Origin of the sequence: Citrobacter sp. R-1.5.2 (assembly GCF_035064245.1) — a bacterium.
Classification (GTDB): Bacteria; Pseudomonadota; Gammaproteobacteria; order Enterobacterales; family Enterobacteriaceae; genus Citrobacter.
The window spans coordinates 15,339-34,770 of sequence record NZ_JASEYC010000010.1 but is presented as its reverse complement, the minus strand read 5'-3'; the positions used below and the strand labels follow the sequence as shown (position 1 = coordinate 34,770).

At 53.2% G+C, this 19,432-nt stretch carries 16 protein-coding genes; 8 read left to right on the top strand and 8 right to left on the bottom strand.

What is annotated here, in order from left to right:
- Positions 1 to 42 precede the first annotated feature (42 nt).
- From tldD to mreB, 7 genes are all read right to left on the bottom strand, one after another.
- The gene (gene tldD, locus QMN38_RS17290) at positions 43 to 1,488 is read right to left on the bottom strand and encodes a metalloprotease TldD (protein ID WP_038642897.1); all 1,446 of its coding nucleotides are present in this window, start codon (positions 1,486 to 1,488) and stop codon (positions 43 to 45) included.
- A 162-nt stretch (positions 1,489 to 1,650) separates the two neighbouring features.
- On the bottom strand, positions 1,651 to 5,451 hold the full coding sequence (gene yhdP / locus QMN38_RS17285) for an AsmA2 domain-containing protein YhdP (RefSeq protein WP_323605436.1): 3,801 nt from the start codon (positions 5,449 to 5,451) through the stop codon (positions 1,651 to 1,653).
- 111 nt (positions 5,452 to 5,562) lie between these two features.
- Complete coding sequence (rng, locus tag QMN38_RS17280) at positions 5,563 to 7,032, bottom strand: ribonuclease G (protein WP_003828822.1); 1,470 nt, start codon at positions 7,030 to 7,032, stop codon at positions 5,563 to 5,565.
- Entirely contained in the window at positions 7,022 to 7,615 is a 594-nt protein-coding gene (locus QMN38_RS17275) for a Maf family protein (protein WP_137382459.1), read from the bottom strand. Before QMN38_RS17275 ends, rng begins: the two co-directional genes overlap by 11 nt.
- A 7-nt stretch (positions 7,616 to 7,622) precedes the next feature.
- Positions 7,623 to 8,111 carry a rod shape-determining protein MreD gene (gene mreD / locus QMN38_RS17270; protein ID WP_137382460.1) on the bottom strand — a complete coding sequence of 163 codons (489 nt, stop codon included), beginning with the start codon at positions 8,109 to 8,111 and terminating at the stop codon, positions 7,623 to 7,625.
- On the bottom strand, positions 8,112 to 9,134 hold the full coding sequence (mreC, locus tag QMN38_RS17265) for a rod shape-determining protein MreC (RefSeq protein ID WP_271455251.1): 1,023 nt from the start codon (positions 9,132 to 9,134) through the stop codon (positions 8,112 to 8,114).
- 63 nt (positions 9,135 to 9,197) lie between these two features.
- The gene (gene mreB / locus QMN38_RS17260; RefSeq protein WP_000913396.1) at positions 9,198 to 10,241 is read right to left on the bottom strand and encodes a rod shape-determining protein MreB; all 1,044 of its coding nucleotides are present in this window, start codon (positions 10,239 to 10,241) and stop codon (positions 9,198 to 9,200) included.
- Here mreB and QMN38_RS17255 point away from each other — a divergent pair.
- Positions 10,219 to 10,539, top strand: coding sequence for a hypothetical protein (locus QMN38_RS17255; protein WP_323605433.1), 321 nt, complete (start codon positions 10,219 to 10,221; stop codon positions 10,537 to 10,539). The two genes, mreB and QMN38_RS17255, sit on opposite strands and share 23 nt — an antisense overlap.
- A gap of 8 nt (positions 10,540 to 10,547) precedes the next feature.
- On the opposite strand, the gene csrD is transcribed toward QMN38_RS17255, so the two are convergent.
- On the bottom strand, positions 10,548 to 12,488 hold the full coding sequence (gene csrD / locus QMN38_RS17250; protein WP_323605431.1) for an RNase E specificity factor CsrD: 1,941 nt from the start codon (positions 12,486 to 12,488) through the stop codon (positions 10,548 to 10,550).
- A 225-nt stretch (positions 12,489 to 12,713) separates the two neighbouring features.
- On the opposite strand from csrD, the gene acuI reads away from it, so the two are divergent.
- The 7 genes from acuI to panF all read left to right on the top strand — a co-directional run bounded on the left by acuI (position 12,714) and on the right by panF (position 19,426).
- Complete coding sequence (acuI, locus tag QMN38_RS17245; protein ID WP_271456293.1) at positions 12,714 to 13,688, top strand: acrylyl-CoA reductase (NADPH); 975 nt, start codon at positions 12,714 to 12,716, stop codon at positions 13,686 to 13,688.
- Positions 13,689 to 13,807: 119 nt separating this feature from the next.
- A complete protein-coding gene (msrP, locus tag QMN38_RS17240) occupies positions 13,808 to 14,812 on the top strand; it encodes a protein-methionine-sulfoxide reductase catalytic subunit MsrP (protein ID WP_271456294.1) in 1,005 nt (334 codons plus the stop codon).
- Positions 14,813 to 15,412, top strand: a complete 600-nt coding sequence (msrQ, locus tag QMN38_RS17235) for a protein-methionine-sulfoxide reductase heme-binding subunit MsrQ (protein ID WP_271456295.1) — start codon at positions 14,813 to 14,815, stop codon at positions 15,410 to 15,412.
- 392 nt (positions 15,413 to 15,804) lie between these two features.
- On the top strand, positions 15,805 to 16,275 hold the full coding sequence (gene accB / locus QMN38_RS17230; protein WP_005121378.1) for an acetyl-CoA carboxylase biotin carboxyl carrier protein: 471 nt from the start codon (positions 15,805 to 15,807) through the stop codon (positions 16,273 to 16,275).
- A 10-nt stretch (positions 16,276 to 16,285) separates the two neighbouring features.
- Entirely contained in the window at positions 16,286 to 17,635 is a 1,350-nt protein-coding gene (gene accC, locus QMN38_RS17225; RefSeq protein WP_003828838.1) for an acetyl-CoA carboxylase biotin carboxylase subunit, read from the top strand.
- A gap of 107 nt (positions 17,636 to 17,742) precedes the next feature.
- A complete protein-coding gene (locus QMN38_RS17220; RefSeq protein WP_016154721.1) occupies positions 17,743 to 17,985 on the top strand; it encodes a YhdT family protein in 243 nt (80 codons plus the stop codon).
- Positions 17,975 to 19,426 (top strand): sodium/pantothenate symporter, encoded by a 1,452-nt coding sequence (panF, locus tag QMN38_RS17215; protein WP_271441676.1) that lies wholly within the window; start codon positions 17,975 to 17,977, stop codon positions 19,424 to 19,426. The genes QMN38_RS17220 and panF overlap by 11 nt, the downstream gene beginning before the upstream one ends.
- Positions 19,427 to 19,432: the final 6 nt, after the last annotated feature.

The following is a 19,432-nucleotide window of genomic DNA, read 5'->3' as shown; positions in this document are numbered from 1 at the left end:
ATGCCCGATAGCACGGGTGCTTATCGGGCTTACATCATGATGTTACGCGGTGCCACCTACGGTCAGGTTATCCACCTTCAGCGTCGGCTGGCCCACGCCAACCGGCAGACTCTGTCCTTCTTTACCGCAAACACCCACTCCGTTATCCAGTTTCAGGTCGTTGCCCACCATCGAAATCTGCTGCATCGCTTCAATACCGGAGCCAATCAGCGTCGCGCCTTTCACTGGTTTGGTCACTTTACCGTTTTCAATCAGATACGCTTCGGAGGTAGAGAACACGAATTTCCCAGAAGTGATATCCACCTGGCCGCCGCCAAAGTTAGGCGCATAAATACCGTATTCGACAGACTCGATGATCTCCTGCGGCGTGGATTTCCCCGGCAGCATATAGGTGTTGGTCATACGCGGCATCGGCAGGTGCGCGTAAGATTCACGGCGACCGTTACCCGTTGGCGCCACGCCCATCAAACGTGCATTCAGTTTGTCCTGCATATAGCCTTTCAGAATACCGTTTTCAATCAGCACGTTGTACTGACCCGGCGTTCCTTCGTCATCAATGGCGACCGAACCACGACGATCCGCCATCGTGCCATCATCAACGACGGTGCACAGTTCTGACGCCACCAGCTCACCCATGTGACCGCTGAATACCGAGGTGCCACGGCGGTTAAAGTCACCTTCCAGACCATGACCGACCGCTTCATGCAGCAGAACGCCAGGCCAGCCAGCGCCAAGTACCACCGGCAATGTGCCCGCTGGCGCTGCTACCGCCGAGAGATTGACCAGCGCCATACGTACGGCTTCTTTCGCCCACGCGTCGGCACGAACGTCACCATCGAGATCGCCAAGGAAGTAGTCATAACCGAAGCGACCACCGCCACCGCTGGCACCACGCTCGCGTTTGCCGTCTTCTTCTACCTGCACGCTGACGGACAGTCGTACCAGGGGACGAACATCTGCCGCCAGTGTTCCATCTGTCGCCGCAACCAGAATCAATTCATACACACCGGTCAGGCTCGCCGTCACTTCCTGCACACGCTTGTCGGCGGCACGCGCAACACGGTCAACACGACGCAGAATATCCAGTTTCTCTTCCCGGCTCATGCTCTGTAATGGATCAACCGAGGTGTAGAGTGCCTGATGCTCTACCGCACCCAGCGTTTTTACTTTGCCATCGCCGCTGTCACGCACGATAGTACGCGCGGCATGAGCGCTTTGCTCCAGCGCCAGCAGGCTTATCTGGTCTGCGTAGGCAAACCCGGTTTTTTCGCCGCTGATGGCACGCACGCCAACGCCCTGATCAATATTGTAAGAACCATCTTTAATGATGCGGTCTTCTAAAACCCAGGATTCGTGGTAGCTCGACTGAAAATACAGATCGCCGTAATCAAGACGGCGTTCGGCCAGTTGGCCCAGGATGGCGAACAGATCCTGATGTTTCAGGCCATTCGCCGCTAGCAATTGTTCACTTACCAGGTTCAGACTCATCGTTTTGCTACTCATTAGTTACTGTTGTAGGCCTGATAAGACGCGCCAGCGTCGCCATCAGGCGCTTCAATGCCCGGATGGCGGCGTAAACGCCTTATCCGGCCTACGGACTGCGGTAGAAGTTCTCTGTTGAGATTGGGGCAATTACTCGTCCCCGTCAAATCATTGCTGGCTTTCTTTGCGCGGCTGGCGCAGAACTTCGTTAATCTGTGGCTTATCGACCGGACCGGTAATGCGATAGCGCAGAATTGAAACTTTGCTCCACAGCGGCCCCAGAACTTTACTGGCGGCAAATACCGCCGCGCCGACAATCGGGTTGACGGCAAACGCCGCGGCCACCCCGACGGTGGCAGAAATTTCTGGTGCGACAACGGCTTCCATATCCAGTTCGCGACGTACCAGATTCACCGAACCTTTCATGGCGATATCCGCTTCCAGGCCATCTACCAGCGTATCATCAGTGTGCATCACACCGTCTTTGATCCACGCCGTACTGCGGATAGAGTCAAAGTAAAAACCTTCACTGAACGTATCGCTAAAATCAAAACGCAGTTTACGCAAGAGCGCATCAAAGCTCAGCAGACGTAACAGTTGTCCCGCATGTCCGGTGCTAAGTTCAGTCAATTCACCTTTGCCTAAACGGGTGCGCAAAATACCATTCAGTGAAGCTTCATCCGGATCCCATGGCGGATTACGCCAGTGCAGATCGTACTCGACGTTAAAGGAAGAGTTACGAATCGGGGTAGATACGCCAAAGAAACCCGCGGCTGCATCAATCTTGTTGCCATTCAGCTTTCCTTTCAGCGACGTACGCTCCTTGCCCGGCACATTGACCCATTCGCCATCGGCGGTCAGTCGGGCAAACCCGGTATCCAGTAGACCGTTGCTCAACGTTAATGTGTCACCTTTTATCGCGACATCGGCATCAATGCGCCCATATTTTTGCCCCCACATCCAGCACTCTTCGCAACGTATCTGCGCATCCGGCCAGCCACGGAAGCTGATGTTATTGATGACAGAGAACGGCGAGGCTGGCGTTGTATTGGGCGATGACGTTGCAGCGCTCGGGTTGTAATACAGGTACTTGATATTGGCAAGCCACGGAGCATTATTGCGCATAGCCAATGTGGCGTTAATTTCACGCCCCTGCGCCCGTACGCTGGTACCATTAAGCCCAGGTTCAGACACTATGCTCAGGTTATTCCACTGCTGGCCACCCAATGATAAAGAAGGCGTGCGCACCGCAATACGCTGCGGGAAGTTCGCATTACTTCCGACGTTATCCGCCGCGCCTTTCTGGAACAATGCCAGCCATTGCGCACCGTCCATGGGCGGAAGATTAAGTTCGATGCCCTGCTGGTCAGGAAGCGCTGGCACGGTACGGCTTTCCGAAGTCCAGATAGCGCGATCAAGCGTCAGTTTCTGATTCAGCAACCAGCGGCTGTTAAAGTGGTTCCTGCTTCCGGCGTTACCGGTCAGATCGAAGCTGCGCAGGTTGCCCTCAGCCTTAACATTAACCGGCAGCGACTCGCCGGCTACCTTGTTTAACGGAGCAGGTAAGTGACTACTTACATTTTTCAGGTCACCTTTCAGCTCAATATTGTAGGTCGCTCCGGCATGATATGGCAGGTCAATGCCAACCTTACCGTTCCACGCCATACTGCCGCTTAAGGCATCATTCACCTGTGCGGGGAGTATCCCCATACGAGTTGGCTGCCAGTCGCCATTCAGATTCACAGCAACCTGGTAAGCTTTTGCACCCTCGGTAGTGGAAAAGTCGACATTCAGAGGCTGATTAAACCAGTTCGCCGTCATCGGCTCACTCTTGAGATCGCCGTTGATAAAGCTGAATTTACCGTTCAAATTCTTCAGCGTGCTGTCGAGCGGCTTGATAAACAGACTGTTATTTCGCAGATTCACATCACCTTTGGCCGTAACCAGCGAACCATCTAGCGGGATATCAAGATGTAAGCGAGCACTCACATCACCGTCAATTTGCAGCTGTTCCAGTGTGGCACCAAGCGACTCTTTCAGCGGTGTTTCGTCGAAATAAGGCCCAACCGCTTTGCCCGGCCCGTTGATGTCGGCATCAATCAGCAGTTTTTCTTTTGCGTAGTCAGGGATATTTGCCGTCAGATTTGTGGCTTTTACCCCCCCCAGATTGACGCTATCCGTCTTCATCCACAGGCCATCGTTAATGAAGTTCAGTTCAATATTGAGGCCAGTCAGTGCGGGCCAGTCCGGCTGGAAGGCAAATTTTGCATGACGCAGCGGCACCAGCACCTGGAACTGACCTTCGTTATGCAGATACGGGAACAGATGTGGGTTACCACCATAAACCAGCGTGGCGTTATCCGCCTCACCGCCCTGAATTGCCCCACTGAGGTAATCAACCAGCTCTTTCCCCATCAGGTTTTCCGGGAAATAGCGCCAGGCCTGGGAGCCATCGTGGGTGCTAATCCCCGCCAGAATCCCCAGCCACGGCTCATCACCTGTTGGTTGCAGATAACGAAAACCGCCACGCGCATGTACCGCTTTCGCTTTAACGTCAATATTGCGCCCGTCTAGCTGAAAGCCATTTTCATTCTTCAGCCAACTGAGCGTTGCCACGCCATCTTCTATCTCCAGCGGGGCACGAAAGACGGTTTCATACGGCATTTTTGCCTGCTTCATGGAGGCCGTTAATGCGCCATTTTCCACGCTGCCAGACAATGTCCCGGAGAAATGTTCTGCCCCCGGCAGCAGCTTCCACTGTTTCCAGGCCAGATCGGTCCACGAGGACTGGAAACGGGTTTTTTCGGTCGCCTGTAACGGGATATCCAACGCCAGCACATTGATCTTGCCGCTCGGTTGCGTGGCCCGCCAGATATCGCCCAATGCCGGAGATAGCTTAGCGGCCATCGGGCGTAGCCCCTCTAACCCGGCTAACTCCAGGTTACTGGCGCGAATACGTAATTCGTCGCTGCGCTTATTATTGGCGCCCCCCACTTCCTGCTCGGGGAACCAGGCCAGCGTTAATGCCCCGCTCGGCCAGGGTTTGTCATCCATCGTGATGCGCGTATCCGGGATAGCGAACAACCAACCGGAGTGCTCACGGCTGATATGCGCAGTCAGGTTATCGACGGACAACGTGTGGATGTTGCTCTCTCCCTTCCAGCTTGCGCCGCCCTTTTTCAACCAGACATCGCCGCCAGAGATTTCGCCTTTGTTGAGCGTCATCCAGCCTTCCAGGCTAAAGCGCGCGGTTTGCAGCGCAACATTGTCCTGCATCCATTTTCCCAACCACGGCTTAACGTCGATGTCGTCAGCCTGCAGCCAGACTCGACCATTATTCAGCAGGCCGTCATCATCACGCAGATCCATACGCACCTGCATAACACCGTGCTGGCCGGTCAGGCTGGAGAGGCTGACCTGGCCTTCAGCACGATGCCGGTTTTTACCGTTCAACCAGGTTAACTGAGGGATCGCCAGTTCTGCTCGCTGGCCTGACAGGGTCAAAAAACTGACCTGACTGTCGCGAAGATCAAAATGATCAAACTGGCGCAGGAACAGATCGCTGATATGGCTGGTTTCAATTCCATCGCCGCTATCGCCACGTTGGATCGGTGTATTGGTGCGCAACTGCAGTTGCCAGAAGGTGAGATCGCGAAACTGCCAGCGCATGTGCAGCAAACTTTGCCAGACATCCAGCGCCAGCGTGACACGCTTTACCGAGAATTCGCCACCGTCTTTCAGTTGGGCATGAATATCGCGCGCTTCGAGCGTAGGGCCAAAATTTTGCCAGTTAGCAGAAAGCTGGCTGGCGGAAACGGGCATACCGGTGGCAGATTCGATCTTATCCAGAATGGTCGGACGCCAGCTATCGAGATGCGGTAGAGCAAGGCGCAGCCCGCTGACCAGCAGCGCTGCGATGACAACGAATGCGGCTCCAGTGAGCAGTAGAATCCCCGGCAATCGCCTCACGCGCCTCTCCTTGTCTGCCAAAAAATGTGACTCACACCCCTTGAGTGAATATTGCCGGATGGCGGCGCTTGTGCCTTATCCGGCTTACATGCGCGGGTGCCACTACACGATTTACATCATTACCACGTCAAACTGCTCCTGGTTATAGAGCGGTTCAACTTGTACTTTGACCTGTTTGCCGACAAAGATTTCCACTTCCGCCAGCGCATGCGACTCTTCCCCTTTCAGGGTTTCAGCCACTGCCGGAGATGCGTACACCAGGAAACGATCGGAGTCGTAAGCATGGTGCACGCGGACGATTTCACGCATGATTTCATAGCATACGGTTTCGACCGTTTTCACCGTGCCACGTCCGTGGCAGGTTGGGCACTCGTTACACAGCACATGCTCCACGCTCTCACGCGTACGCTTACGTGTCATCTCTACCAGGCCCAACTGTGAAAAACCGTTAATGCTGGTTTTTACGCGATCCTTGCTCAGCGCCTGTTCCAGAGAATGCAGCACCCGGCGGCGGTGATCTTCATTATTCATGTCGATAAAATCGATAATGATTATGCCGCCCAGATTACGCAGACGCAGCTGACGTGCGATGGCCTGCGTTGCTTCAATATTAGTATTAAAGATAGTGTCATCGAGATTACGATGCCCAACAAATGCACCCGTGTTGATATCTACGGTGGTCATGGCTTCAGTTTGATCGATAATCAAATAACCACCGGATTTCAGCTCAACCTTGCGCTCCAGCGCACGTTGGATTTCATTCTCAACGTCGAAGAGATCGAAAATCGGTTGGCGTCCACTATAGTGCTCCAGCTTGCTGGTCATCTCCGGGATATATTCCGCAGTAAATTCCAACAATGCTTCATAAGTCAGACGGGAATCGACGCGAATTCGGTCTAACTGAGCATCGGCAAAATCACGCAGAACGCGCTGTGCCAGCGCCAGTTCACCATACATCTGGTAGCGCGTTTGAGGGCGCTTCTTACGCTCCATGACCTTCGTCCAGACGCGCTTAAGGTAAGCGGCATCAGAGGCCAGATCTTCTTCACATACGCCTTCAGCCGCCGTGCGAATGATGAATCCGCCCTGCTCATCGCAGTAATCCGCCACCACCTTTTTCAGGCGTTCGCGTTCGGTTTCGCTCTCGATTCGCTGAGAAACCCCCACGTGCGAGGCGCCAGGCATAAAGACAAGATAACGGGAAGGAAGCGTGATATCTGTCGTCAGACGTGCGCCCTTCGTGCCCAGAGGATCTTTCACCACCTGTACCATCAGGTCTTGCCCCTGACGCACCAGTTCGGAGATATCGCGCACAGTGAACTGTTTTTGTTCTTCACCCGCTACGCATTCGGTATGCGGCATGATGTCTGATGCGTGGAGAAATGCGGCTTTATCCAGCCCAATATCTACAAAAGCCGCCTGCATACCCGGAAGTACACGACTTACACGACCTTTGTAGATATTGCCTACGATTCCGCGTCGCGCCTCACGTTCAATATGAATTTCCTGCAGAATACCGCCATCAATGTACGCCACCCGCGTTTCCGATGGCGTTACGTTTACCAACAATTCAGCCGTCATGTTTATCCCTTTTCTCACGCAGTGCGTTAAAATTGCTCAGCAACTCATACGTTTCTACCAGCGGTAAGCCGACTACGGCGTGATAGCTGCCATTTATCTTCCTGACAAAACAGCCACCCAACCCTTGAATACCGTATGCACCTGCTTTATCCATAGGCTCACCGCTGGCAACATAACCGGCGATGTCCTCATCTGTTAGTGCTCTGAATGTCACTTCCGTCACCACCAGACAGTCCAGGCTGTGCTGGCGATCGGCTAATGCGACAGCCGTCATGACCTGATGCGTTTTGCCTGACAGTTTGTGCAGCATCGCTGCTGCATGGTCGGCATCATGTGGTTTTTCCAGCACTTCGCCATTAAGGATAACAATGGTATCCGCCCCCAGCACAGGTAAATCGCGCTCAGCCAGTGCTACGCCCGCTTGCGCTTTTTCACGCGCCAGGCGAACAACATACTGCTGGGCGCTTTCCTGCGGGTGCCGCTGCTCCTCAATTCCAGGAACCAGTCGTTCGAATGTTACGCCAAGCTGAGCCAACAGTTCCTGACGACGTGGGGAACCTGAAGCAAGATACAGAGTATTCATATCAACCTTATTGCACCGCAAACTGCTGGCGGACTTTACGCATTAGTAAGAATAGCCATGGCCAAAGCACACCATTGACTACACTACTCCAGAACACTTCAGGTCTGAAAGAGACGTTGATCACTAAAAACTCGGCCCAGAAAACAATAATATCCACGACCAGTGATAACAACATGACCACCAGCGCCTGCTGCCAGAGCGCGAGGTTACGGAAGAGCTGGAATTTCAGTGCGACCAGATAAGCAATGATACTCATCGACAATGCCCGCACACCAAGCGTAGAGCCACTAATGAGATCCAGTATGGCACCCACGACAAATCCTGTTCCCACATTTACGCGATGCGGCAGCGCCAGGATCCAGTACAGCAGAATGAGCAGCACCCAGTTTGGCCGGAAAACGAGGATCTCGTCCGGCCAGGGCATGACTTGCAGCAGAAATGCAATTAGGAACGAGAGCCAAATGACCCAACGCCCCTGGTGACGGATACTTGCCACTTACTGCCCTCCCGGCTTACGCGGAGCAGGTTGTGACGGCATGGTTGTTGCAGGAACCGGCGTTACGCCTGTCGCCGGAGCAGGAACTGGCGCAGGAGGCCCCATGGCATCCGGTGCCGGCAGGACTTGCGGCATCATTTGCATCAGACGTTCATTAGCAACACGGTGCACTTCTTCTGGCGTCATCGGGTTAGCGCCATTGCGATCGGCTCCCCACAGCAGCAGCAGATAACGTAAACGCTGTAAACCCGCCGTCGGACGCGCCTGAATCACGGTGTATGCGCGCTGGGTATCCAGCTTCACAGAGGAAACGACACCGACTGGATAGCCTTCAGGGAAACGCCCACCCAGACCGGAGGTAACCAGCACATCGCCAACGCGAATGTCAGTATTAGCCGGCAGGTGTTCGAGCTGCAGATCGTCCGTGCAGCCGTTACCGGCAGCAATCACGCGGATATCGTTACGCAATACCTGGATTGGCAATGCATGCGTCGCGTCACAAATCAGCAGTACGCGGCTGGTCAGTTTTGCCACCGCAACGACCTGGCCCACAACGCCTTTGTCGCTGATGACCGGCTGACCTTCATAAACGCCGTTAACACTCCCTTTGTCGATCACAACCTGATCGCTGTAAGGATCGTTAACCGTTGAGATGACCTGCGTCACCATTTTTTGTTCGTCCTGGCGCAGCGGCGATCCCAGCAGCTCACGCAAACGCGCGTTCTCCTGTTTATATTGCCCCAGCATCAGCAGTTCACTGTTTTTCAGCAGCAGTTCCTGACGCAACGCCCGGTTTTCAAGTTCGAGTTGGTCACGAGAAGCCAGCGTTTGCGACACGCCGTCGAGTAATTCACGGGGACCATTAGAGATAAAGTAGAAAGGACTGACGGCGGTATCCATGTACGTTCGGATTTGGCTAAACGTACCCAGGCGGCTGTCGGCAATAATAACGCCGAGCGCCACCAGCACCGCCAGAATAAGGCGAATCTGTAGCGACGGGCCACGGCTAAAAATTGGCTTCATAGTCTATGCGTATTCTCGCATCAGAGCGGAAGAGCAACCCATGGCTACCCTTCCTGCATCCGATTACTCTTCGCTGAACAAGTCGCCGCCGTGCATATCGATCATTTCCAGTGCTTTACCGCCACCGCGAGCCACACAGGTCAGCGGATCTTCGGCAACAACAACTGGAATACCGGTCTCTTCCATTAACAGACGGTCAAGGTTACGCAGCAGCGCACCGCCGCCGGTCAGGACCATACCGCGTTCTGAGATGTCAGACGCCAGTTCTGGCGGACACTGTTCCAGTGCAACCATCACCGCGCTTACGATACCGGTCAGGGGTTCCTGCAGCGCTTCCAGGATCTCGTTAGAGTTCAGGGTAAAGCCACGTGGAACACCTTCTGCCAGGTTACGACCGCGAACTTCGATCTCGCGTACTTCGTCGCCAGGATAAGCAGAACCGATTTCGTGCTTAATACGTTCCGCGGTAGCTTCACCGATCAGAGAGCCGTAGTTACGGCGAACATAATTAATGATGGCTTCGTCGAAGCGGTCACCACCAATACGCACAGAGGAGGAGTAAACTACGCCGTTCAGAGAGATAACGGCGACTTCAGTGGTACCACCACCGATATCGACAACCATTGAGCCGGTTGCTTCAGAAACTGGCAGGCCCGCACCGATCGCTGCCGCCATCGGCTCTTCGATCAGGAACACTTCGCGTGCACCTGCACCCTGAGCGGATTCACGGATGGCACGGCGTTCAACCTGAGTTGCTCCAACCGGTACACACACCAGTACGCGCGGGCTTGGGCGCATGAAGCTGTTGCTGTGCACTTGTTTGATAAAGTGCTGGAGCATTTTTTCAGTCACGAAGAAGTCAGCGATAACGCCGTCTTTCATTGGGCGAATTGCAGCGATATTGCCCGGCGTACGACCCAGCATCTGCTTCGCATCATGACCTACTGCAGCCACGCTTTTCGGCGAACCGGCACGATCCTGACGAATGGCCACAACGGAAGGCTCATTCAATACGATGCCTTGTCCTTTTACATAAATAAGGGTATTCGCGGTACCCAGGTCAATGGACAGGTCATTGGAAAACATGCCACGAAATTTTTTCAACATACTAAGGGATAATCCTGAAAGCTGGGGCGGAAAACAAAATCCGCTTACTTTACCAACCACACGCAGCAGCGACAAGGCGCAAAAATCATCTGCTACGGTGAAAATTAGTGCAGTTCGTTTCCTTTGTTACAAAACCGGCCTGAGTCCATCAGGGCTGAAAAACTCAGCAGCAGTCCTCGCTTTTGTTTGCAACCTGTCAAAGGTCATTCACCTGCATGTTTGCTATTACAACCTGGCGAGCAGACAAGCACACCCCCAGAAGGCACAGCGCGCGTTATTCTACGTGAAAACAAATTAAACGGCAGGTTAAACCGAGTATCTTTGCGAATATTTTTTCACGTTTGTGTCAAGTGGCTGTGATGCGGCAAAAAAATCACCCTGCCCACCCGCGACTCCACGTTCTGTCAGGGTATGCCACTCGCTGCGCGAACGAATGCCCGTGGCATAAACCTGCGTTGGCGTTCCGGTACACGTCTCTACCAGGCTCTGAACCAGCAACTGATTTTCCGTTCGCTTATCGATGTTTCTCACCAGACTGGGATGAAGCTTCAACAATTCGACATTTAGCTCTTTGATCCAGCTGGTACTCACCAACGTTAAACCGGCCTGCGTAACGGCGATACGTACGCCAAGCGCATCCATTAATCGGATAACCGGTTGTAACCGGCTGATGTGTTGACAAACATCCGCCTCAGCAAGTTCAATAATTATGCGTTTACGTAGCGATTTTTCGCACTGCATCAGCGTATCTCGCAGCCAACGCTGAAAACGTGGACGAATAAGCGATTCAACCGTCGTCTGCATCGCCAGATTTTCCTGCGGCCAGTAACCCAAAAGCAGGATGAGACGGCTTAACTGCAGACGGTCATACTCTTCCGCCAGACCAAATTGCAGCACCATCGGCATATATTCCGCCGAGATGACTTCTTCGCTGCCATCGAAAATACGGCACATAAGTTCGCGATGGTGCACCCGCCCTTCACGCGTTACGGCAGGTTTTTGATAAATTCGCGGCCCGCCCCGACTGAGCATCTGCTCAATCAGCGTTCGCCAGCGCACATTGCCCCGGCCTTTTTCCGGCAGAGAGTCGTCATACACCGACCAACTGTTCCCGCCTTGTAATACTGAATTCCGGGTGGCTGCTTCGGCATGATCCATAACTTGTTCAGTCGATTGACCGCTGCGACAGACACAAATGCCAATATGAACCATATCGGCACGATCGATCATTTTGTTAGCAGGAAGTGCATCCACCGCTTTCAAGAGTTGCCCGGCAATGCTTTCCGCTTCTTTTAACGTGCGGTGTGGCAGCAGGATGGCAAAATCGCTTCGGTGGTAACGCGCTAACAGTGCGCCCGGGTAGCGCATCATAAAGGTAGACAACAAATTGATAAGCGTTGAAATTTGTTCTTCCGCCTGGGTAATGCCCCAGCTCTCGCGTAGCAGCGTAAAGTCCGGCAGACGAACCATCATCACCACACCATGTGAGCCGACTTTTTCCTGATCTTCCAGCAGCGTCGCCAGTTGGTTATCAAAGAACAAGCGGTTGCTCAGCCCCGTTTTTGTATCCTGGGCAACATAGGAGCGAATTAGCGTATCCAGCCTGCTGCGTTGCTCACGAGCATTTTGAATTTCGGTCAGTAGCATGTCGAGCGCACTACTGGTACGCGCTGGCCACTCATAGACCGTTCCCCGAACGTTTGGCCCGCGTTCACCGTTGAGGATCCGCGTTGAACGAATCTCCAGTAGTTCTTGCCCGGAAAGCTGACGTTGAAGCCAACGCACCGACAAAAACAGCATCAGGATAATAAAGCCTATCGATAGCGTGAGTGGCGCCGTGGTCATCAACGAATGGAAATAGTTGCCCATCGGATCCTGGTAAACCATACGCAGCGACATCCCCGGATGCTTGACCAATGGCACGGTGAGATCGCGATAAAGGTTATTCGTCCCCGCAGGGCGGTAGCTACTGGTTCGGGAATGGCTATAAACAACGCTGTCACCCTGAAGCAATTCAATACGGACGATATCAACCGAAATCATCAATTCATCAATTTGCGGCGTTAAGGACACGACATCCCGGGTGACCAGATGGGTATCGATCGCCGTCGCGACGGCATGGACGCGGGTGGTGAACTTATATTGAATAGCGTTATAGAAACTCAGCGAGCAACCTATCAGCGTCACGAAAATCGTTAACCCGGTAAGCAGCGTGACAAAGGCTGAAAATTTCGTCGTTAATCGCATCCTTGTGTTAACTCCGACAGTGATGAATCAGGTGTGAAAGTGAAAAAGCGACACGAAAATGCAAAACTGAACGCGAAATCCGTCAATTTACACAAACAATGTGGGCATACTACCAAATCAGGTATATCTGGCAATTTATTGCGCAGAATCGGCATCATGTTTTAATTAGCGAGTATAGTCTTCACAGATAATTTTCCAATCCACTATATGAATTGAGGACAGGTTATGCAGGCTTTGATCTTAGAACAGCAGGACGGAAAAACCCTCGCATCCGTTCAACCCCTCGACGAAAATCAGCTACCTGAAGGCGATGTGACGGTGGATGTTCACTGGTCGAGCCTGAACTATAAAGATGCCCTCGCCATCACCGGCAAGGGTAAAATTATCCGCAATTTTCCGATGATTCCTGGTATCGATTTCGCCGGTACCGTACGCGCAAGTGAAGATCCTCGTTTTCATGCAGGCCAGGAAGTCTTACTGACCGGATGGGGCGTGGGTGAGAATCATTGGGGTGGGCTGGCCGAACGCGCGCGTGTTAAAGGCGATTGGCTGGTTGCGCTGCCAAAAGGACTGGACGGTCGCAAAGCCATGGTCATTGGCACCGCCGGTTTTACCGCGATGCTGTGCGTCATGGCGCTTGAAGATGCTGGTATCCGCCCGCAAGACGGCGAAATCGTCGTCACCGGTGCCAGCGGTGGCGTAGGCAGTACTGCCGTTGCGCTGCTGCACAAACTGGGTTACCAGGTTGCGGCAGTATCGGGCCGCGAAAGCACCCACGATTACCTGAAAAGCCTGGGTGCCAACCGCATTCTGGGTCGTGATGAGTTTGCTGAATCTCGTCCGCTGGAAAAGCAACTGTGGGCAGGTGCCATTGATACCGTTGGCGACAAAGTGCTGGCAAAAGTACTGGCGCAGATGAACTATGGCGGTTGTGTTGCCGCCTGTGGACTGGCTGGCGGTTTTGCGCTACCCACCACGGTAATGCCGTTTATTCTGCGCAACGTGCGCTTACAGGGCGTCGATTCCGTGATGACGCCTCCGGCTCGTCGTGCACAGGCCTGGCAACGTCTGGTTAACGACCTGCCAGAGTCGTTCTATGCCCAGGCAGCGACAGAAATCACGCTTGCCGATGCACCGAAGTTCGCCGATGCCATCATCAATAACCAGGTGCAGGGCCGCACGCTGGTGAAGGTGAAATAAAACAATTCGCAGATACAAATTTACATTTAATTAACTAAATTTCTCTGCACATTGACGAACTCCCTGCCATAGTAACTGCGCGCCAGTATGAGCCTTTGCGCGTATGTCGGGAGTCCGCTATGAAGAAAATACGTCCATTCACTGAAGCCGATGTAACAGCCGAGTCGGCTTTTTTTATGCAGCGCCGCCAGGTGTTGAAAGCGCTGGGTATCAGCGCCGCCGCATTGTCTTTGCCCTTTTCTGCCGAGGCCGATCTTCTGAGCTGGTTTAAAGGCAATGACCGTCCGCCCGCACCTGCCGGTAAACCCCTTGATTTCAGCAAGCCGGCAGTCTGGCAAAATACGCTTCCTTTAACACCAGAAGATAAGGTTTCTGGCTATAACAACTTCTACGAGTTCGGCCTCGACAAAGCCGATCCTGCAGCCAATGCCGGCAGTTTGAAAACCGATCCCTGGACGCTGAAAATCAGCGGTGAAGTCGCTAAACCGTTGACGCTCGATCATGATGACTTAACCACCCGCTTCCCACTGGAAGAACGTATATATCGAATGCGCTGCGTTGAAGCCTGGTCGATGGTCGTACCGTGGATTGGTTTTCCTTTACATAAACTGTTAGCGCTGGTTGAACCCACCAGCAATGCAAAATATGTCGCGTTCGAAACACGCTACGCCCCCGAAGAGATGCCGGGACAGAAAGATCGCTTTATTGGCGGTGGGTTAAAATATCCTTATGTTGAAGGGCTACGTCTGGATGAGGCCATGCATCCGCTCACGCTGCTTACCGTGGGCGTGTATGGCAAGGCACTTCCGCCACAAAATGGTGCCCCTATACGCTTAACGGTGCCATGGAAATACGGGTTTAAAGGCATTAAGTCGATCGTCAGTATTAAACTGACGCGTGAACGCCCGCCAACCACCTGGAATATGGCTGCGTCCGATGAATATGGTTTTTATGCCAATGTGAATCCTCATGTCGATCATCCCCGCTGGTCACAAGCGACTGAACGCTTCATCGGCGCGGGCGGTATACTGGATGTACAGCGCCAGCCCACACTGCTGTTTAATGGCTATGCAAAGGACGTTGCTGCTCTGTACCGAGGTCTCGATCTGCGGGAGAATTTTTAAGTGCGCCTGACTGCAAAACAGATTACCTGGCTGAAAGTTTGCCTGCATCTTGCCGGACTTTTACCGTTTCTCTGGCTATTTTGGGCGGTAAATCATGGGGGACTGAGCGCCGATCCGGTCAAAGACATTCAGCACTTTACCGGTCGGACAGCGCTGAAATTCTTACTGGCTACCTTGCTGGTCGCACCGTTGGCGCGCTACGCTAAACAGCCATTATTGATACGCACTCGCCGCCTGTTAGGGCTATGGTGTTTCGCTTGGGCAACGTTACATTTAACCAGCTATGCGCTACTGGAATTAGGCATTAATAACCTGGCATTGCTGGGGCGGGAACTGACGACTCGACCTTATTTGATGCTGGGCATTGTCAGCTGGGTCATATTATTCTCCCTCGCCTTAACCTCTACACAGGCAGCCCAGCGAAAACTGGGTAAATATTGGCAGTATCTGCACAACTTCGTCTATCTTGTGGCGATCCTGGCACCCATACATTATTTGTGGTCGGTAAAAATTATCTCCCCGCAACCGATTATTTATGCTGCACTTGCAGCGGCGCTGTTAGCCAGCCGCTACAAGAAGTTTCGCCAGTGGTGGCGGTAGTTTCACGTTATGTGCAGTACGTTGCAAAACACGGACGAACCCATATTCTTTACATGCCAGCGGTTGATTATCTTCCCTGATAAGACCAGTATTTAGCTGCCAATTGCTACGAAATAGTTATAATGTGCGCCTTTGCTCTCCCCGGTAGCGTTTTTACAGCGCAGAAAGGGTGACAATCGCATATTGAAGGTATATTTTGTCTTTTACCCGAAAATGGCAGAAGATAGCCGCACAATGACTAACAAGTCTGGCAATCTCATATAATGGCCGCAGCACGCAGTGCAACGCCTGAGATGCGTGGCATCTTGTCACTCACTGTTATAAAAATGCTATACAGACGGCGGTAAAACGCCTGTCACAATCTCACTAAACAAAGAGTACGGAACCCACTCATGGATATTCGTAAGATTAAAAAACTGATCGAGCTGGTTGAAGAATCAGGCATCTCCGAACTGGAAATTTCTGAAGGCGAAGAGTCTGTACGCATCAGCCGTGCAGCGCCAGCTGCAAGTTTTCCAATGATGCAACAGGCTTATGCTGCACCAGTGATGCAGCAGCCAGCTCTGTCTAACGCTGTTGCACAGACTGCCACTCCAAGTATGGAAGCGCCGGCAGCAGCGGAAATCAGTGGTCACATCGTACGCTCCCCAATGGTTGGTACGTTCTACCGCACCCCGAGCCCAGACGCGAAAGCGTTCATCGAAATCGGCCAGAAAGTCAATGCGGGCGATACCCTGTGCATCGTTGAAGCCATGAAAATGATGAACCAGATCGAAGCCGACAAATCCGGCGTAGTGAAAGCGATTCTGGTAGAAAGTGGTCAACCGGTAGAATTTGACGAGCCGCTGGTCGTCATCGAATAACGAGGCGAACATGTTGGATAAAATTGTCATCGCTAACCGCGGCGAGATTGCCTTGCGTATTCTTCGTGCCTGTAAAGAACTGGGCATCAAGACTGTCGCTGTGCACTCAAGCGCGGATCGCGATTTAAAACACGTATTGCTGGCGGATGAGACGGTCTGTATTGGCCCGGCTCCGTCCGTTAAAAGCTATCTGAACATCCCGGCAATCATTAGTGCTGCTGAAATCACCGGCGCAGTGGCAATCCACCCGGGCTATGGCTTCCTCTCAGAGAACGCCAACTTCGCTGAACAGGTCGAACGTTCTGGTTTTATCTTCATCGGCCCGAAAGCTGACACCATCCGTCTGATGGGTGACAAAGTGTCCGCGATTACTGCGATGAAGAAAGCTGGCGTACCGACCGTTCCAGGTTCTGACGGCCCGCTGGGCGACGACATGGACGCTAACCGCGCTCATGCCAAACGCATCGGCTATCCGGTAATCATCAAAGCCTCCGGCGGCGGCGGCGGACGCGGTATGCGCGTCGTGCGCAGTGATGCTGAATTGGCGCAATCCATCTCCATGACCAAAGCGGAAGCGAAAGCAGCTTTCAACAACGACATGGTCTACATGGAGAAATACCTGGAAAACCCACGCCACATCGAAATTCAGGTGCTGGCTGACGGTCAGGGTAACGCGATTTATCTGGCTGAACGTGACTGCTCCATGCAGCGCCGTCACCAGAAAGTCGTCGAAGAAGCACCTGCGCCGGGTATCACCCCGGAACTGCGTCGCTACATCGGCGAGCGTTGTGCCAAAGCGTGTGTTGATATCGGCTATCGCGGGGCAGGTACTTTCGAGTTCCTGTTCGAAAACGGTGAGTTCTACTTCATTGAAATGAACACCCGTATTCAGGTTGAACACCCGGTCACTGAGATGATCACTGGCGTTGACCTGATCAAAGAACAGTTGCGTATTGCTGCTGGCCAACCGCTATCCATCAAGCAGGACGAGGTTGTGGTTAAAGGCCATGCGGTAGAATGCCGTATCAACGCCGAAGACCCGAACACCTTCCTGCCAAGCCCGGGCAAAATCACGCGTTTCCACGCGCCGGGTGGCTTTGGTGTACGCTGGGAATCTCATATTTACGCAGGCTACACTGTACCTCCGTACTATGACTCAATGATCGGTAAACTGATTTGCTACGGTGAAAACCGCGACGTGGCAATTGCCCGTATGAAAAACGCATTGCAGGAACTGATCATCGACGGTATCAAAACCAACGTTGATCTGCAGATCCGCATCATGAATGACGAGCACTTCCAGCACGGTGGAACCAACATCCACTACCTGGAGAAAAAACTCGGACTTCAGGAAAAGTAAGCACGCGTTAACCGAAAAGGCCGGAAATTCCGGCCTTTTGTTTTTCTCCCCTCCCGTACGTGCCATAAGGTACAATCCCCGCTTTCTTTATCCACAAGGGACAAAAAATGGACGCTCGTTTTGTTCAGGCCCATAAAGAGGCGCGCTGGGCGCTGTGGCTGACCCTTTTATATCTTGCCACATGGTTGGTGGCCGCTTACTTACCAGATTCAACGCTGGGTTTTACCGGCTTACCGCACTGGTTCGAAATGGCCTGCCTGCTTACGCCGCTGGTTTTCATAGTACTGTGCTGGGCGATGGTGAAGTTTATCTATCGCGACATTCCGCTGGAGGATGACGATGCAGCTTGAAGTGATTTTGCCGCTGGTTGCCTATCTTCTGGTGGTGTTCGGTCTCTCTGTTTACGCCATGAGAAAACGTACGACCGGCACTTTCCTGAATGAATATTTCCTTGGCAGCCGCTCGATGGGCGGGGTCGTATTGGCCATGACGCTAACCGCAACCTACATTAGCGCAAGCTCCTTTATTGGTGGTCCCGGTGCGGCATACAAATACGGGCTGGGCTGGGTGTTGCTGGCGATGATCCAGCTACCTGCCGTTTGGCTTTCGCTGGGTATTCTCGGTAAGAAATTCGCTATTCTGGCGCGACGCTATAATGCCGTAACCCTCAACGATATGCTGTTTGCCCGCTATCAAAGCCGGTTACTGGTCTGGCTGGCGAGCCTTAGCCTGCTGGTCGCCTTCGTTGGCGCGATGACGGTACAGTTCATCGGCGGCGCACGTTTGCTGGAAACTGCCGCGGGCATTCCGTACGAAACTGGCCTGCTGATCTTTGGCGTCAGTATTGCGCTCTACACGGCGTTTGGCGGATTCCGCGCCAGCGTACTAAATGACACGATGCAGGGCATGGTGATGCTGATTGGCACGATAGTCCTGCTGGTAGGCGTCGTCCATGCTGCCGGTGGCCTTAGCCATGCGGTTGAAACCCTGCAAACCATCGATCCTAAACTGGTATCACCACAAGGCGCAGATGACATTTTGTCACCCACATTTATGACATCGTTCTGGGTGCTGGTGTGCTTTGGCGTGATTGGACTGCCGCATACGGCGGTACGCTGCATCTCCTATAAAGACAGTAAAGCGGTACACCGTGGGATTATCATCGGCACTATCGTGGTGGCAATCCTGATGTTTGGCATGCATCTGGCGGGTGCGTTGGGACGTGCGGTGATCCCTGACCTGACGGTACCGGATCTGGTGATCCCGACGCTGATGGTAAAAGTGTTACCGCCGTTTGCCGCCGGGATCTTCCTGGCCGCGCCGATGGCCGCGATCATGTCAACGATCAATGCCCAATTGCTGCAAAGTTCCGCTACGATCATTAAAGATCTTTATCTGAACATTCGCCCGGAACAGCTGAAAAATGAAACGCGTCTGAAGCGCATGTCCGCTGTGATTACCTTGCTGCTGGGTGCATTACTGCTGCTGGCCGCCTGGAAACCACCAGAGATGATTATCTGGCTCAACCTGCTGGCGTTTGGCGGGTTAGAAGCGGTCTTCCTGTGGCCACTGGTGCTGGGCCTGTACTGGGAGCGGGCGAACGCCGCAGGCGCATTGAGCGCCATGATTGTCGGCGGCGTGTTGTATGCCGTACTCGCTACTTTTAACGTTCAGTACCTGGGCTTCCATCCGATTGTGCCCTCGTTGCTGATAAGTTTGCTGGCTTTCCTGGTCGGAAACCGTTTCGGTTCTACCGCCCCGCAAGCCGCCATATTGACTACTGATAAATAAAGAGTT

Bases quoted from the DNA above. Each gene is read 5' to 3' on its own strand.
- rng (WP_003828822.1), bottom strand. From the start codon at position 7,032: ATGACGGCTGAATTGTTGGTAAACGTAACGCCATCGGAAACGCGGGTG.
- tldD (WP_038642897.1), bottom strand. From the start codon at position 1,488: ATGAGTCTGAACCTGGTAAGTGAACAATTGCTAGCGGCGAATGGCCTG.
- panF (WP_271441676.1), top strand. From the start codon at position 17,975: ATGCAGCTTGAAGTGATTTTGCCGCTGGTTGCCTATCTTCTGGTGGTG.
- QMN38_RS17255 (WP_323605433.1), top strand. From the start codon at position 10,219: ATGCCACGAAATTTTTTCAACATACTAAGGGATAATCCTGAAAGCTGG.
- acuI (WP_271456293.1), top strand. From the start codon at position 12,714: ATGCAGGCTTTGATCTTAGAACAGCAGGACGGAAAAACCCTCGCATCC.
- mreC (WP_271455251.1), bottom strand. From the start codon at position 9,134: ATGAAGCCAATTTTTAGCCGTGGCCCGTCGCTACAGATTCGCCTTATT.
- accC (WP_003828838.1), top strand. From the start codon at position 16,286: ATGTTGGATAAAATTGTCATCGCTAACCGCGGCGAGATTGCCTTGCGT.
- QMN38_RS17220 (WP_016154721.1), top strand. From the start codon at position 17,743: ATGGACGCTCGTTTTGTTCAGGCCCATAAAGAGGCGCGCTGGGCGCTG.
- msrP (WP_271456294.1), top strand. From the start codon at position 13,808: ATGAAGAAAATACGTCCATTCACTGAAGCCGATGTAACAGCCGAGTCG.
- accB (WP_005121378.1), top strand. From the start codon at position 15,805: ATGGATATTCGTAAGATTAAAAAACTGATCGAGCTGGTTGAAGAATCA.
- QMN38_RS17275 (WP_137382459.1), bottom strand. From the start codon at position 7,615: ATGAATACTCTGTATCTTGCTTCAGGTTCCCCACGTCGTCAGGAACTG.
- csrD (WP_323605431.1), bottom strand. From the start codon at position 12,488: ATGCGATTAACGACGAAATTTTCAGCCTTTGTCACGCTGCTTACCGGG.
- mreB (WP_000913396.1), bottom strand. From the start codon at position 10,241: ATGTTGAAAAAATTTCGTGGCATGTTTTCCAATGACCTGTCCATTGAC.